The organism is Oceanicoccus sp. KOV_DT_Chl (assembly GCF_900120175.1).
In the GTDB taxonomy this organism is placed as follows: Bacteria; Pseudomonadota; Gammaproteobacteria; order Pseudomonadales; family Dasaniaceae; genus Oceanicoccus.
Window position 1 is genome coordinate 1456461 of the sequence record NZ_FQLF01000002.1, and the last position, 15176, is coordinate 1471636.

Below are 15176 nucleotides of genomic sequence, written 5' to 3' on the forward strand. Positions count from 1 at the left end.
CATGGCTTTTACGTCAATAAACGCTACAATAGCGGCCTATTTTCTGTATCAAAGGCCATCCAGATAGCATGTCCAACCCTGACAACAAAACTGATAACACCCACTTTGGCTATCAAACGGTTCGTACTGAGCAAAAACAAAGCCTGGTAGCCGGTGTCTTTCATTCTGTGGCAGCCAAGTACGATGTCATGAATGACTTGATGTCGGCGGGCATCCACCGAGTCTGGAAACGCTTTACCATTGAATTATCCGGTGTTCGCACTGGCCATCAAGTATTGGATATTGCCGGCGGTACCGGCGACCTAGCCGCCAAATTCAGCAAGATCGTTGGGCCCGAAGGACGTGTGGTACTGGCCGATATCAATGACTCCATGCTCAAAGTAGGCCGCGATAAACTGATTGATAGCGGTATTGTTAGCAATATCGAATACGCGCAAGCCAATGCCGAAGCGCTGCCCTTCCCCGATAATACGTTTGACTGCATCACAATCGCATTTGGTCTGCGTAACGTAACGGATAAAGATAAAGCACTGCGTTCAATGCTGCGAGTACTTAAACCCGGTGGCCGGCTGTTAGTACTGGAATTTTCCAAACCACAAAATGAATTACTCAGCAAAGTCTATGACGGTTACAGCTTTAATATTTTGCCCAAAATCGGCAAACTAATTACTGACGACGAAGACAGTTACCGCTATTTAGCCGAAAGCATCCGCATGCATCCAGATCAAAATACCCTAAAAGCGATGATGGAAGACGCTGGCTTTGCCCGCTGCGAATTCCACAATATGACCGGCGGCATCGTGGCGGTACACAAAGGGCTGAAGCCTTAATGGTTATTAGCAATACCTTGCATACGGCAGCTCTCGGCGGTCTTGAGCTAGCTGCCAATAAGGCCTTACAATTAGACCCGTCCACACAAGCAAAATTATCTGCACTCAAAGATCATATTTTTTTACTGCAGTGCACCGCCCCCAAGCTCAATTTTTATTTAATTCCCGGCGCGGGAGAAGTGCGTATCTGCGGTATGTTTGATGGTAAAGCTGATACGGCCATCACCGGCAGCGCCACTGAATTTGCCAAGTTGGCGACTGCTGCCGATCCTGCCAGCGCCCTCATTAATGGCGAGCTGGAATTACACGGTGACAGCCAGGCTCTCATCACGCTGCAAAAAATCATCAAGCAATTAGATCTCGATTGGGAAGCGCCATTAGCTAACATTTTTGGCGATGTTGTGGGTCACGGCTTGGGCCAAGGTCTGCGCCAGGGTTTCAGTTTCAGCAAACAAGCGCTACAGGGTTTAAAACGCCAGTTCGATGAGTTTATTGTTGAAGAAAGTGAACTGGTACCTGCACGCTGGCAAGTCGATCAATTCTTTAACGAGGTTGATCAGCTCTCTATGCGTACCGAGCGTCTGCAAGCCCAACTGAAAAAATATAAACAGCGGCTACAAAAATAATGTCCCGACTACAACGACTGCTAAAAATTGCCAGCGTCTTCAGCCGCTATCGCTTAGACGGTTTTATCGACCGCGAGCAATTGCCTGTTACTGCGAGTTTATTGTTAGCACCGCTGCGTTTTCGCACTATCCCCACCTTAAGCCGAGGCGCCCGTTTACGTTTGGCGCTTGAGGAACTTGGCCCAATCTTTGTTAAATTTGGTCAAATGCTGTCAACCCGACGGGATTTATTACCAGACGACATTATTGAAGAGCTAGCCAAACTTCAAGATCAAGTGCCCCTTTTGCTTCCGATCAAGCCGTGGCAATTATTGAAAACGCACTGGGTAAACCGGTGGCTGAGCTGTTTGCGCAATTCAGCACTGAACCGATGGCATCGGCGTCTGTTGCTCAGGTTCATGCGGCCACATTGCATACCGGTGAAGAGGTCGTCGTCAAAGTCATTCGGCCTGGCATCGAAAAAATTATTCAACAAGATATCAAACTGCTGTTTACTATTGCCCGCTTACTGGAAAAATATTTACCCGACGGACGCCGACTGCGCCCGGTCGATGTAGTTGATGACTACCAGCATACCGTGCTGGATGAATTAGACCTGCAACACGAAGGCGCCAATACTTCACAACTACGACGCAATTTTGAAAACTCCGAGCTGCTTTATATTCCGGAAGTGCACTGGGACTTTACCAATCGCCACGTGCTCACCATGGAGCGCATACACGGTATTGCCGTTACCAATATCGATGAACTGAAAGCCAGTGGCGTGAATATGCCAATGCTGGCAGAGCGCGGCGTGGAAATATTTTTTACTCAAGTTTTTCGCGACAGTTTTTTCCATGCCGACATGCACCCCGGCAATATTTTTGTTTCCCGCGAGCACCCTGAACGCCCACAATATATTGGTATTGATTGCGCTATTATCGGCAGCCTCAGCGATTCTGACCAATATTATTTAGCCCGCAATCTACTCGCTATTTTTCAACGAGATTATCGCCTGGTAGCAGAGCTGCATGTGGAGTGCGGCTGGATACCCGCAGATACCCGTATCCATGAATTCGAATCCGCCATTCGCAGTGTCTGCGAACCAATTTTTGAAAAACCATTGGGTGAAATTTCCTTCGGCCAACTGCTAGTCTATTTATTTCAAACTGCTCGCCGATTTGAAATGGAGGTGCAGCCTTCGCTAGTGTTACTACAAAAAACTCTGCTGAATATTGAAGGGCTGGGCCGTGAACTTTATCCGCAATTAAATCTCTGGGATACCGCTCAACCCTTTCTGGAGCAATGGCTTAAAGATCGCTATGCTCCACGCGGCATCTACAAACGTTTTAGCAAACACATACCAGGCTGGTTAGAGCAACTTCCGCATTTACCTGATGCGATCATGAATAATTTACAACAAAGCAAACAATTTCAAAGTATCAGTGAACACCAGCAAAAAACCATTGAGCAACTGTCTCTGCAGATTAATAGGCAGCAACGAAGACCCTATTTGGGCATCATCGCCCTACTGCTCGCACTCGCCGCAGCTGGCCCCTGGTTACCGGAACAAATACAACAGCTCCCCGAGATCAGCTGGGCCGCTATCGCACTGACCGCCATCATCTGGCTAAAACGTTAACCGCTACCTACATTTCTTAACCATTTCACCCTGCTGCTGTGTACCTCATGCGCCACCATCTATGGCATAATGCCAGCATTCTGCTGCACATATATCGTAAGCCATGAACACTGACAACAAACAATCTGAAGTAGCACAGCATTTCCTCGATGAAGTGCGCTGGACCAGCGACGGTTTAGTGCCGGCTATCGCTCAGGATTATCAAAGCAACGATATTCTGATGGTGGCGTGGATGAATCGTGAAGCCCTGGCACTGACAGTCAGCGAGCAGCGGGCTATTTACTGGTCTCGCTCACGGCAAAAACTGTGGCGCAAAGGGGAAGAGTCCGGCAACGTACAACGGATTAAAGAAATTCGTCTCGATTGTGATCAGGATGTAATCATGCTTAAGGTTGAACAGCTTGGGGGGATCGCCTGTCACACCGGTCGCCGCAGCTGTTTCTATCGACGACTGGAAAACGGCAGTTGGCAGAGCGTGGAGAAAGTGATTAAAGACCCCACCGAGATGTATCAGGCTGATAAGCCAACTAACGAAAGTGAAAAATCATGAGTGATGTATTAGCACAACTGGCCACAATTTTAGCGCAACGCAAACAGGATGCAGATCCAGAGTCATCCTATGTCGCCAGCTTGCACCACAAAGGTTTGAACAAAATTCTGGAAAAAGTAGGCGAAGAAGCCAATGAAACAATCATTGCCGCTAAAGACGCTCAACACAGTGGCGACAATAGCGATGTTATCTATGAAACCGCAGATTTATGGTTTCACAGCCTGGTCATGTTGTCAGAGCTGGGCGCCAATAGCGATGACGTATTAACTGAACTAGCGCGACGATTTAATCTTTCCGGCTTGGAAGAAAAAGCCAGCCGTAACAAGTAACAATAAATACCGTACATAGTGGAGAAAGTAGCATGGGTTTAGGTGGAATTAGTATTTGGCAATTATTGATCATATTGGCAATTGTCGTCATGTTGTTTGGCACCAAACGCCTGCGTAATTTGGGCGGTGATCTAGGTGCCGCGATCAAAGGCTTTCGCAGTAGCATTGCCGATGATGACAAAGACAAAAAAGAAGATGACGAAGCCAGCGAGAGCATTGATGCTGATGATACCAGCGCTGATAAGAACAAGCAGTAATCAACGCTAATGTTTGATATCGGTTTTCAAGAGCTACTGCTCATTGGCGTTATTGCTTTAGTCATTATGGGGCCAGAACGGCTACCTGGCGCCGTGCGCTCAGCGTCGATGTGGATTGCACGATTACGCCGTAGTTTTCAGCAAATTAAAAATGACATCGAGCGGGAAATTGGTGCCGACGACATAAAACAGCAGCTACATAATGAATCCATTATGCAAAGTTTGGAACAAACAAAAAGCAATATTTTGGATACGGCCAATTCGTTAAAACCCGATATGGATAAACTCCAATACGACATCAGCGATATCGTCAAATCGGAAACCGCGGCAACAGATACAGAATCTGCCGCTGAAGAAGAACGGAAAAACACACAACACAACCCGACTAAAACTCTCTAGGGCGATTCGAAAATAGTAATGAACGATACTGCCGACCACAACCCGCAACAAGATGACACCCAACCATTAGTCGCCCACTTAACCGAACTACGGGACCGCTTACTGCGCTGTATTCTGGCAATTCTTGTTGTGTTTTTCAGTTTGTTTTATTTTGCCAACGATATTTATTATTTTGTCTCAGAACCACTGCGTTCGCTACTGCCGGAAGGCACCAGCATGATCGCCACCGAAATCGCTTCGCCCTTTTTAACACCTTTTAAATTGACGATGGTTGCCTCTGTTATAGTCGCCATGCCTTTTTTGCTGTATCAAATCTGGTCGTTTATTGCTCCGGGCATGTATCAATCTGAAAAACGCATCGCCATTCCGCTGCTAATTTCAAGTATTGTTTTGTTCTATGCCGGCCTCGCATTTGCTTATTATGTAGTGTTTCCACTGGTGTTTGGTTTTTTCTCCACCATTGGACCGGAAGGCGTAAACTACACACCCGATATCGCCCGCTTTCTCGATATGGTATTAAAATTATTTTTTGCCTTTGGTATCGCTTTCGAAATTCCTATCGCTACCGTACTAGTGATTTGGGCCGGAATTACAACGCCGCAAGCCCTTGCTGAAAAACGCCCTTATATCATTGTCGGCTGCTTTATCTTCGGCATGTTACTCACTCCCCCCGATATTATTTCGCAAGCTTTACTCGCCATCCCTATGTGGTGCTTATTTGAACTAGGTGTCTTCTTTGGACGTTTTGTTAGCGCCAGAAAAGACACCGAAAACCCGTAGCTCTATAAGTTTTCTTCCGCAAAAGCTGCCAATCTGGAGCGTTCTATGCCCTCAATATGCATAATTCCCGCATGTTCAAAGCTGGTGCTTTTTCTACCAAATACGTTAAGCCTGAAGTCAGCGGCGTAATATATTTATTATCGATTTGCGCCAAATTTCCCAGCACGACAATTTTCGAATTAACTCCCACCCTGGTAACAATAGATTTTAATTGGAACTGGGTTAAGCCCTGACATTCATCAATAACAATATAGGCGTTATTAAATGAGCGACCACGCATAAAATTAAGCGATTTAAATTGAATATTGGCACGCTCTTTTATGTAATCGATACTGCCGAATGGAGATTCGTCATTGCTGTGTAGAATTTCCAAATTATCTTCAAAAGCTGCCAACCACGGTGCCATTTTTCTTCTTCAGTACCGGGTAAAAAACCGATATCTTCTGCAATGGGCGGTGTTGAGCGAGCGACGATCAATTTGTCATAGCGTTTTTCTTCCATAATCGCATGTAAGCCATAGGCCAAAGCAATCAACGTTTTTCCAGAACCGGCAGGGCCTGTTAAGACCGTCATATCAATGTCTTCACACTGAACTAGAAAAAATGCCATCGCCTGTCCCAGATTGCGCGGTTTTAATCCCCATAGTGTTTGCGACATTAATTGATCGCGGCTGAGCTGTTGCAACTGCAAAGAATTATCATCTACCTCGCGCACTAAACCAACAAAATCACCGTCATCACAAACAAACATTTGAGGGTACGCATTTGGCAGTACCGCCCGGTCGATAACATGCAATGTCACTCTGCCTTTTTGCACTGACTTTACCGAGGCCACCTGATCCCAAAAATCCCCTCAATAGTTTCATAACCACGGGACATTAAATCTATATCATCTATTACTCTATCTTTGCGATAGTCTTCAACATTTTCCAAACCAGAACCTTTGGCCTTTAAACGCATATTTATATCTTTTGTCACCAGACAAACATAGCTACTAGGATTCTTGGTTTGTAAATGCAAAGCCACATTTATAATTCGATTATCATTAGCTTGCTGGGGAGAGCCATCTAAATAAGGCGCTTCGTTATCGTGATTAATCAATTGATCAGGGAATATCGCCAACCGACCCACTTCACCTTGCAAAGCGGTATCGGGAATCTCTACCCCATCCTGAATTTCTTTCGGCGAAGCATCTGTCAATATATTATCAATGGCATTAATCGCAATACGGGCCTCACGGCTTACATCTTTATCCTTTCTGTCCTTTATCGTATCGAGCTCCTCCAAAACCGTCATAGGGATCACCACGCGATGTTCATTAAAAGCATACAACGCCATGGGGTCATGCAGTAAAACATTGGTGTCAAGGACATAAATTTTTTCCATTAAACAGCACTCCGAAAGTGAGGATGGGTAAAGCAAACAGGAAAGGTAAAAAATGAAACGAGGGAAAAAGGCTGAAACAATCTATAGTGCTGAAGGTGAGCGGAACCCAAGCAAGTATTGAGGTGGCGAGGCGCTGCAGTCGCTTTCAAATGGCTTATCGAAAGCCACTTAACTCGGCAGTGTTTATTAAAAGTACGTTTTATTATTTCATCGTACAGGCATAAACACGTTGCAATCACCGTACCTATTAGCTGTTGCAGTCGGTGCAAAAGCAATTAATCCATAACCGGTGTATGAGTCTCGATTATTGAAACTTGCAGCAAACTTGTCAACCACTTCTTTAAGAATAAAGCCGCTTACATTCATACAGCTCTAAACGAATGGTAATCAAACAGCAACTTAAGCGGGTGAAAAATAATAGCGTGGATTTTACTACCTCTGTATCATAAAACTATTACTCGCTAGCTTATAATTCAAACAAACAATAACAATACAGAGGGTTACACCATGTCTTTCTCAGGAAAAGTAGTACTAATTACTGGCGGCGGTAGCGGTATGGGGCGTCTGGCTGCGCAGATGCTGGCGCAAAATGGCGCCACTGTTGCAATATTCGATGTAAATAGCGCTGGAATGGATGAAACTGCTAAGGGTTTTGACAACATTCATAGCTGGCAGGTAGATATCACTGATGCCAACTCAGTCACCGCAGCCGTCACCGCAGTAGAAGCACAACTCGGCGCTATCGACCGACTCTACAACTGCGCTGCGATTATGCCTTTTGGCAAATTAGTAGAACAAGATAATGCGCTTATTCACAAACAAATGGCCATTAATTACGGCGGTCTGGTCAATATCACTCAAGCTGTATTGCCTGGCATGCTAGCGCGCGGCCAAGGGGATTTCATCAGTTTTGCATCAATGGCCGGCTTAATCCCGATGCTTTATACCGGCGCCTATTCTGCCACCAAGGCAGCAGTCTGTACCTTTTCAGAAACGCTTTACCATGAAAACAGGAATAGCGGTATTCGCTTTGCCTGTGTTTGCCCTCCTGCCGTGAACACCCCCTTGCTACAACAGGGCAGAGACAGCGTCTGGCCAAAAATGCTGGATGATGCCGGTGAACCTATCACCCCCAAGGAAGTGATTGATGCCATCGAAGCCTGTTTGGATAAGGGCAAGTTTTGGGTCTACCCCAATAAAAATGCCAAAATCGGGGCCTTTATGCGCCGCTTGTTCCCTGGCCTAATCTGGAAACAAGTCCACCAAGTCGAAGGCTTTTAAATACGACTCTGCTGTGGGGTGTAAACTACGCCCCACCGCTTTATTATTCATGTAGAAAAGCAATATCTGCCAATCACAGCCTGACTTTTCAATCTTTTTCAGCTAGGCTAGCGAACTGAAATTACACTCCACTAGCAGCATAGCCTGACCAGTATTACATCGCGGTAACGACCTTTATGTTAGACAACAACACCCTTTCCCAACTTAAACAGCTGAAGCAAGAAATTGAAGATAGCAAAGAATACGCTGAAGGCATTGTTAAAGGCACCCAGCGTAAATTTGGGTTTGTGGTTTTGAGTGATGACCGCGAAATCTACCTTAACCCTGAAGAAATGCTAAAAGTTTTACCAGGCGATAGCGTTAAAATATTAATCACTACCGAAGAAAACAAAAAAAACAAGGACGCCAAACCCAAAACCAGTGGCACCATTGAAAAATTAATTAGCTCTACACTTAAGGAGTTTTCCGGACGCTATATTGTTAAAGGACAAGGTCATTTTGTCGAGCCAGACTTACCACAACTAAGCCGCTGGATTTTTATCCCACCACAGGCACGTAAAAATGCTAAAGCCGGCGACTTTATTCACTGCAAGATTCACCGTCACCCCTACCCGGAAGCAAAACCACAGGCAAAAATTTTAGAAGTCATTGGAGCTGCGGATAGAGATGGTATTGAGGCCGACTACATTATCAATAAATTTCAACTCACACCCCAGTGGCCCACCGACTGGCAGCAAAGCTTATTGAGCATTGACGAAACATCAAGACAGGATATAACCAGCACACCATTTATTACGATTGACGCTGCCTCTACAGTCGATATGGACGATGCGCTATATGCAAGCTCCACCGATCAAGGCTGGCAATTGCAAATCGCTATAGCGGACCCCAATGCGCTCATTAAACCTGAATCAGCGCTGGATAAAGCTATTAAACAACAAGCGACTTCCGTTTATCTGCCCGGCAAAGCCATTGCCATGCTGCCAGCTGAACTGGCCAACGAACAATGTTCGCTGATGCCAGACCAGATTCGCCCGGCGCTGGTTTGCCAAATTGAAATCAAGCAGGATGGTAGCATTAGCGGCTATAAAATTATTGAAGCTCTGATTAAATCCCAGGCCAAGCTCAGCTATTTTGAAGTAGCCAACTGTTTAGACCACGCTGAAGTTAATGAAAACTGCAACCCGCATAGCAGCTGCCTAGCCGCATTGAAAGCCTTAAGCGATGCATTATCACGGCATCGCCAACAACATAATTTAGTTATCCCTAATCGACAAGAATACCGGCTGGTACTTAATCAGCAGCTAAAACTTGACCATATAGAGCTGCAACAAAAAAGTAGTGCTCACCAATTGGTAGAAGAATGCATGATCGCAGCCAACCGCTGTGCATCTGATATGTTGGGCGACAGTGGTATTTTTATCAGCCATCCGGGTTTTCGCAAAGAGCGATTAGCCGATGTTAAAAAACTGGCTGAGGAGCAATTAGCGTTAACGGATTGCGATTTTTCAACGCCGGAAGGCTATAGACAGTTAATGAACGCCATTGATGACGAAGCACTGAACTTTCCTTTGCGCTCAGTGCTGAGCCGATTACTGGAACGCAGCAGACTAACAGCAAAGCCACAACCGCACTACGGTATGGGCATGCAATCTTACACCACCTTTACTTCACCGATTCGTAAATACAGTGACTTGCTGGTGCACCGAATTATTAAAGCCAAGCTTCAAAAGCAATCACAACCCGTAGTGGATGAGCAAACTATCGCTGCATTGCAACTCGCTCAAGATAAGGTTCGACAGGCATACTATCAACTTGAGCAATGGTTAAAGTGCCAATATATGAAGCCATTAGTTGGAAAAGAATTTAGCGGCACAGTATCGCAAATTAATAGCAACGGCTTTAGCGTGCGACTGGATGAACACTTAATAGAAGGGTTTATTGAAACTAAATTGCTAAATGAAAAATACAGTTTTGACCCCATGCGATTAAAGCTAACTAGCAAATCACAAACCGTTCAACTGGATCAGACTATCACTGTGCAAGTCAAAGAGGTCGATTGCAAACAGCGGACTATCCGCTACACCTTGGCAGCAGTGGCTGCTGCTGCAGAAAGTATCGCTAGCTAAATGAGCTAGCGAATGCCTCACCCGTCGGAATAGTGTCGTTAGGCGTTATTATGACGACGAAATTCGCGGATCTTCTCTTTACGCTTTAACCGCAGCAGATGAATTTGTAAATCAGTGCCACATTCACCACAGTTAATCGCTTGCAATTGCTCACAACCACAACGAGGGCAATTAATGGGGGAGCTAGCTTCTCTGGTTGAAGTTGAGCCAGCGGCCGGTGCTTTAGCACTGACAGCAGCACGCGCCATCTTGACAGCCACCTGTGCTCCAGCCTTCACTAGCTTCGCACGCATTTTCAGCGCTTGTTCCTTTTCCAAGCCACGGCTGAGAGCCACCGGTTTACCTGCAAATAGTTTGTTCAGCTGAGCTTCACCCAGCTTAAAGCGCTGCCCAATATTCGCCTTCACCTGATCAAGTTCAAATCCTGCCGCTATCTCTCCGGTAACAATAACGCTATAAGTTTCTGAAGTCGTGTTGTCAGTCATGGCATTTCCCAATAGAACGGCCATTTGGCCAAAAAGTTACAGAATATTAAGGCGCGCAATCATACCGGTCGAAAAAGCGTATGGCAAAGCGCAATTAAGGGGATATTTCGCAATTCGGGAACTAGAACCACCAGGAAGGTATAGGACTGAAAGAAGTGTTATCGGTGCAGGCGTGACCGCTGATTAACCATAGATGCAGCAATTAACCCTTGCTGATGATCAAGCATCCGCTTAACTTTCGCCACTACGGTAATCATTTCATCTACGCCCATGGCGCGCAGGAACTCACTGATATCACGGCGAGGCGCATTAAGCAGGCTATTATCAACATCAGCCAGGCATTCAATCACCAGCATTTCAGTATCATCCAACACAGCCTCTGCATCGAATATTAGCCGTGTGAAAACGTCGACTACCGACATTTCATCAATCAATCCCGTTTCATTTTTGGTCAACGCCATATCTTGCTACCTCTTGTAAGCAATAGACGACAAAAAGCCGCCACAATCACTATGCCACAAGCTGAGTATGGACCACTATTGCAAAAATGCACAAAAATTGGGCTTATTGCTTCACTTTAGTCACAATTTCACCTAATTTTGCTGCCAAAGTAAAAGAAAAGGAGATCAACATGCCCAACACCACCTATTTCATCCTCGGCGATCTGCTAGCCAATGGCCTCACAGGGATTATCGTTGCTATGTGCTGCTATGGCTTATTCGATCAAAGCTGGTCAATGTTTAGCGCCATGATCATTGCCATGATCCTGGGTATGGTGCTGTCAATGATACTCGCACTGACCATTTTCATGCGTTTCTTTGGCGCCATGGAAGTTATGCTGCCAACCATGATCACCGGCATGTGGGCCGGCATGATAGTGGGTATGCGAGGGGCTATGCATCCGCTAACAATGATGGATTCAATACTTTACGGTTTATTCACCGGGCTGATAGTGGTCTCGCTATGCTGGGCCATTAACGCCAAATTGCAAGGTAATTACCCTGAGGGAAGCCGTCATGACTAACAGCAATAGCATCAGTCGCGCATTAGCTACCCGCAGTAAATGGGATAAAGCCGCACCTACTTTTGACCTAATGGCGGGTGAAGGCGCAGAGAAACGCTGGAAGCCCGATAAACTGAAACTATTCAGCCGAATGGGCGAAGGCAATATTCTATTTATGGCACTAGGTACGGGACTCGACATAGCCTGCTTTCCACCACATCGTCACATTAATGCCATCGACATAAGCCCGGAAATGTTAAAACACGCACGTCCCCGTGCCGAGCAATATAATGGCGACATCGATATCGCGGTGATGGATGTACATGAACTGGAATTTGAGGATAATTATTTTGACCAGATTTTTACCTCATGCTCTTTTTGCTCGGTACCTGATCCCATCGAGGGCTTACAATCTCTCAAGCGAGTGCTAAAACCAGGCGGCGAACTACTGATGTTCGAGCATACTGGCAGCGCATTTTTTCCCTTCAACTTTATGCTAAATATCATGACTCCGCTGAGTAGCAAAGTTGGTCCCGATATGAATAGACCCACCGTCGATAATGTTCGTAAAGCGGGTTTTACTATTATTGAAGTCAATAATATTTTTCTGGATGTGGTGAAAACGATTCGTGCGCACAAGAATTAGCGGGAATTGCTAACTGACTAACCGTAAAACCAATATGCTGCGGCTATTGCTGCAGCTATTCCTGCCACATCAGCTGTCAAACCACAAGTCAGCGCATGCCGCCCATGCCGAATACCGACACTGCCAAAATAAACCGCCAGCACATAAAAAGTCGTTTCAGTAGAGCCTTGAATAGTCGCTGCCAATAAACCCTGAAAAGAATCGACACCATAGGTATTCATTGTGTCCACCATCATCGCGCGTGCGCCTGAACCACTAAGCGGCTTCATCAGTGCCGTAGGCAACGCATCTACAAAGCGCGTATCCATGCCAAAAAAACTGACGCCGTCACGAATAATATTCATCGCTATATCCAATGCCCCACTGGCCCGGAAAATACCGATAGCGACCAACATAGCCAATAAAAAAGGGATGATATCGATGGCTACTTGAAAACCTTTTTTAGCGCCCTCGATAAACGTGTCATACACATTTACATGCTTGCGATGAGCCACTAACAAAAACAACATAATGACGGAAAAAATCATCAGGTTACTGATTAAACTTGATTGCTGTTGTAGCTGAGCCATGCCAAGAGTAGAAAAATACGCGACCAATGATAACAGGGCTGCGAATACCAAAGCTAAATAAGCCAGCACCACAGTGTCGCGAAGGTTTATTTTTTGAATCCAGGCTGTCAGCAATAAACCGACCATGGTTGAACAGCTGGTTGCCAATAAAATAGGGATAAACACCAGCGCAGGATCCGCCGCCCCAATTGAGCGCGATACAGCAATACCGTTACCGGAAATAAAGTGACGGAAGAGGTATTAAGCACCAAAAATAATATTTGCGCGTTGCTCGCCGTATCCGGAGTAGCATTCAGCGTTTGTAAATCCTGCATTGCCTTCAACCCCAAAGGCGTTGCCGCATTATCCAAACCCAGCGCATTGGCTGACAAATTCAACGTCATTGAACTAATCGCCGGGTGGCCTTTAGGCACGCCCGGCATCAGGCGAGTAAAAAGTGGCGACAGGCCATTAGCCAACTTTGCCATTAACCCACTGGCCTCACCCAGCGCCGCTATCCCCAGCCAAAAACTCAGCACACCCACAAGACCGATTGAGAGCTCCACCGATAGCGAAGCCATATCAAAACTGGCTGTTACCATGCGCTGAAAGACTTCCGCATCACCTGCCAGCAACCACTGACACAACGCGGAGATAAAACCAACGACAAAAAACCCCAACCAAATTTTATGTAGCATTCAAGCCTTGCTTATTATTAGTGTGAATTATTATTGAACCCTAGAACAAAGCGCTGCCCGGTGTTCTGGGAAATGGAATAACATCTCGAATGTTTTCCATCCCTGTTACATAACTTATTAATCGCTCAAATCCCAAACCAAAACCGGCATGTGGTACAGAGCCATAACGGCGCAAATCACGATACCACCACAAATCATTTGCCAAATCATGTTCTGCCATACGTGCATCCAGGACATCCAAACGCTCTTCGCGCTGACTGCCACCAATAATCTCTCCAATGCCTGGTGCCAACACATCCATCGCAGCCACCGTTTTATTGTCATCATTCATGCGCATATAAAACGCCTTAATATCTTTAGGGTAATTCATTACCACCAGCGGCGCACCAACATGCTCTTCACATAAAAATCGCTCATGCTCGGACTGTAAATCAATACCCCACTGCACTGGAAACTCGAATATTTTTTTGGTTTTCTGCAGAATATTGACTGCCTCTGTATAATCCATGCGTTCAAATTTTTGCGTCGCTACTGACTGCAACCTTTGCAAACACGTGCTGTCAACAAATTGATTGAAAAATGCCAAATCATCTTCACATTTATTCAGCACGGTATTAAACAGCGTCTTTAAAAAATCTTCCGCTAAATCAGCATCATCATTTAAATCGGCGAAAGCGATCTCAGGCTCAACCATCCAGAATTCTGCCAAATGCCGACTGGTATTAGAATTTTCCGCCCGAAATGTTGGCCCAAAGGTATACACCTTGGACATAGCCAAACAGTAAGCTTCAGCATTTAATTGACCAGAAACTGTCAGAAATGATTCTGCTGAAAAAAAATCCTGCGCGTAATCAATGCCGCCAGTAGTGGTTCTCGGTAAATTCGCACTATCCAACGCACTAACCCTAAACATCTCGCCGGCACCTTCGCAGTCACTAGCGGTAATGATTGGAGTGTTAATCCACTGAAAGCCATGTTCAAAAAAATAATTATGGATCGCGTTAGCAAGCACCGTACGCACCCGGGTCACCGCGCCAAAAGTGTTAGTCCGTGGCCGTAAATGCGCAACCGTTCGAAGATACTCAAAACTGTGGCGTTTTTTTGCAATGGGATAGGTTTCTGGGTCATCGACCTGCCCAATAATTATGACCTCCACAGCCTGAATCTCAAACGCCTGCCCCTTACCCTGGGAAGCAACTAATTCGCCGATAACTTGTACTGAGCAACCTGCCCCTGCATGTAAAATTTCACTCACATAGTTTGATAGCTCTGCTGATGCCACTACTTGAATAGCATCAAAACAACTGCCATCGTGCACCGCCAAAAAAGAAAAGCCCGCCTTTGAATCACGACGACTGCGAAGCCAGCCTTGAATTTCTACCTGCTGGCCTGTCGTTAACTGACCAGAAAGACACTGTTTTATCGCCTGTGCAGACATCGTTCCTTTACCTCTAAAACCATAAACTAAAAATGTACTTTGGATTCAACTGATCCAAGCGCTTGATTGGAACTATTATAGTGCTGAGCACCATACGATATCACTGCCTTTCACAGAAAATATTTTTAATTCTCAAACTCCAATAATAAGGATATAAGTGCTATAACTTTG

Annotated in this window: 18 protein-coding genes and 1 pseudogene; 12 read left to right on the forward strand and 7 right to left on the reverse strand. The window is 45.6% G+C overall.

What is annotated here, in order from left to right:
- Positions 1-68 precede the first annotated feature (68 nt).
- From ubiE to tatC, 8 genes are all read left to right on the forward strand, one after another.
- Positions 69-830, forward strand: coding sequence for a bifunctional demethylmenaquinone methyltransferase/2-methoxy-6-polyprenyl-1,4-benzoquinol methylase UbiE (gene ubiE / locus UNITIG_RS10560; RefSeq protein ID WP_101758342.1), 762 nt, complete (start codon positions 69-71; stop codon positions 828-830).
- Positions 830-1456 carry an SCP2 domain-containing protein gene (locus UNITIG_RS10565; RefSeq protein ID WP_101758343.1) on the forward strand — a complete coding sequence of 209 codons (627 nt, stop codon included), beginning with the start codon at positions 830-832 and terminating at the stop codon, positions 1454-1456. Before ubiE ends, UNITIG_RS10565 begins: the two co-directional genes overlap by 1 nt.
- 301 nt (positions 1457-1757) lie before the next feature.
- On the forward strand, positions 1758-3077 hold the full coding sequence (locus UNITIG_RS10570; RefSeq protein WP_369809161.1) for an AarF/UbiB family protein: 1320 nt from the start codon (positions 1758-1760) through the stop codon (positions 3075-3077).
- A 103-nt stretch (positions 3078-3180) separates the two neighbouring features.
- Positions 3181-3627, forward strand: a complete 447-nt coding sequence (hisI, locus tag UNITIG_RS10575; RefSeq protein WP_101758344.1) for a phosphoribosyl-AMP cyclohydrolase — start codon at positions 3181-3183, stop codon at positions 3625-3627.
- Complete coding sequence (locus UNITIG_RS10580; protein WP_101758345.1) at positions 3624-3956, forward strand: phosphoribosyl-ATP diphosphatase; 333 nt, start codon at positions 3624-3626, stop codon at positions 3954-3956. The genes hisI and UNITIG_RS10580 overlap by 4 nt, the downstream gene beginning before the upstream one ends.
- A gap of 32 nt (positions 3957-3988) precedes the next feature.
- Positions 3989-4213: a twin-arginine translocase TatA/TatE family subunit gene (gene tatA / locus UNITIG_RS10585; protein WP_101758346.1), complete on the forward strand. Its 225-nt coding sequence runs from the start codon at positions 3989-3991 to the stop codon at positions 4211-4213.
- Between the two features lie 9 nt (positions 4214-4222).
- Positions 4223-4612 carry a Sec-independent protein translocase protein TatB gene (gene tatB / locus UNITIG_RS10590; RefSeq protein WP_101758347.1) on the forward strand — a complete coding sequence of 130 codons (390 nt, stop codon included), beginning with the start codon at positions 4223-4225 and terminating at the stop codon, positions 4610-4612.
- Positions 4613-4630: 18 nt separating this feature from the next.
- Positions 4631-5392, forward strand: a complete 762-nt coding sequence (gene tatC, locus UNITIG_RS10595) for a twin-arginine translocase subunit TatC (protein WP_101758348.1) — start codon at positions 4631-4633, stop codon at positions 5390-5392.
- Between the two features lie 43 nt (positions 5393-5435).
- Here tatC and UNITIG_RS25585 read toward each other — a convergent pair.
- Both UNITIG_RS25585 and UNITIG_RS25590 read right to left on the reverse strand, forming a co-directional pair.
- A pseudogene (locus tag UNITIG_RS25585) lies at positions 5436-6142 on the reverse strand (PhoH family protein).
- A 71-nt stretch (positions 6143-6213) separates the two neighbouring features.
- A complete protein-coding gene (locus UNITIG_RS25590) occupies positions 6214-6777 on the reverse strand; it encodes a PIN domain-containing protein (RefSeq protein WP_369809162.1) in 564 nt (187 codons plus the stop codon).
- A gap of 507 nt (positions 6778-7284) precedes the next feature.
- Between UNITIG_RS25590 and UNITIG_RS10605 the strand changes: the two genes are divergently transcribed.
- Both UNITIG_RS10605 and UNITIG_RS10610 read left to right on the forward strand, forming a co-directional pair.
- Positions 7285-8058 carry an SDR family oxidoreductase gene (locus UNITIG_RS10605; protein ID WP_101758349.1) on the forward strand — a complete coding sequence of 258 codons (774 nt, stop codon included), beginning with the start codon at positions 7285-7287 and terminating at the stop codon, positions 8056-8058.
- A gap of 176 nt (positions 8059-8234) precedes the next feature.
- On the forward strand, positions 8235-10187 hold the full coding sequence (locus UNITIG_RS10610; RefSeq protein WP_101758350.1) for a VacB/RNase II family 3'-5' exoribonuclease: 1953 nt from the start codon (positions 8235-8237) through the stop codon (positions 10185-10187).
- Positions 10188-10225: 38 nt separating this feature from the next.
- Here UNITIG_RS10610 and UNITIG_RS10615 read toward each other — a convergent pair whose 3' ends face one another.
- Both UNITIG_RS10615 and UNITIG_RS10620 read right to left on the reverse strand, forming a co-directional pair.
- The gene (locus UNITIG_RS10615) at positions 10226-10672 is read right to left on the reverse strand and encodes a hypothetical protein (protein ID WP_101758351.1); all 447 of its coding nucleotides are present in this window, start codon (positions 10670-10672) and stop codon (positions 10226-10228) included.
- A gap of 158 nt (positions 10673-10830) precedes the next feature.
- Entirely contained in the window at positions 10831-11133 is a 303-nt protein-coding gene (locus UNITIG_RS10620) for a hypothetical protein (RefSeq protein ID WP_101758352.1), read from the reverse strand.
- Between the two features lie 170 nt (positions 11134-11303).
- Between UNITIG_RS10620 and UNITIG_RS10625 the strand changes: the two genes are divergently transcribed.
- Together UNITIG_RS10625 and UNITIG_RS10630 are read left to right on the forward strand one after the other, a co-directional pair.
- Positions 11304-11696, forward strand: coding sequence for a hypothetical protein (locus UNITIG_RS10625; protein WP_145999153.1), 393 nt, complete (start codon positions 11304-11306; stop codon positions 11694-11696).
- Positions 11689-12321, forward strand: a complete 633-nt coding sequence (locus tag UNITIG_RS10630; protein WP_101758354.1) for a class I SAM-dependent methyltransferase — start codon at positions 11689-11691, stop codon at positions 12319-12321. The genes UNITIG_RS10625 and UNITIG_RS10630 overlap by 8 nt, the downstream gene beginning before the upstream one ends.
- 17 nt (positions 12322-12338) lie before the next feature.
- Here the strand turns inward: UNITIG_RS10630 and UNITIG_RS23565 are convergent, their stop codons facing one another.
- Genes UNITIG_RS23565 through asnS form a run of 3 tightly spaced genes read right to left on the reverse strand, consistent with a single transcriptional unit; the run spans position 12339 to position 15005 of the window.
- Positions 12339-13055, reverse strand: a complete 717-nt coding sequence (locus UNITIG_RS23565; RefSeq protein ID WP_200821269.1) for a spore maturation protein — start codon at positions 13053-13055, stop codon at positions 12339-12341.
- Entirely contained in the window at positions 12998-13567 is a 570-nt protein-coding gene (locus UNITIG_RS23570; protein ID WP_200821270.1) for a nucleoside recognition domain-containing protein, read from the reverse strand. Before UNITIG_RS23570 ends, UNITIG_RS23565 begins: the two co-directional genes overlap by 58 nt.
- A gap of 40 nt (positions 13568-13607) precedes the next feature.
- Entirely contained in the window at positions 13608-15005 is a 1398-nt protein-coding gene (gene asnS, locus UNITIG_RS10640; protein ID WP_101758355.1) for an asparagine--tRNA ligase, read from the reverse strand.
- Positions 15006-15176 lie beyond the last annotated feature (171 nt).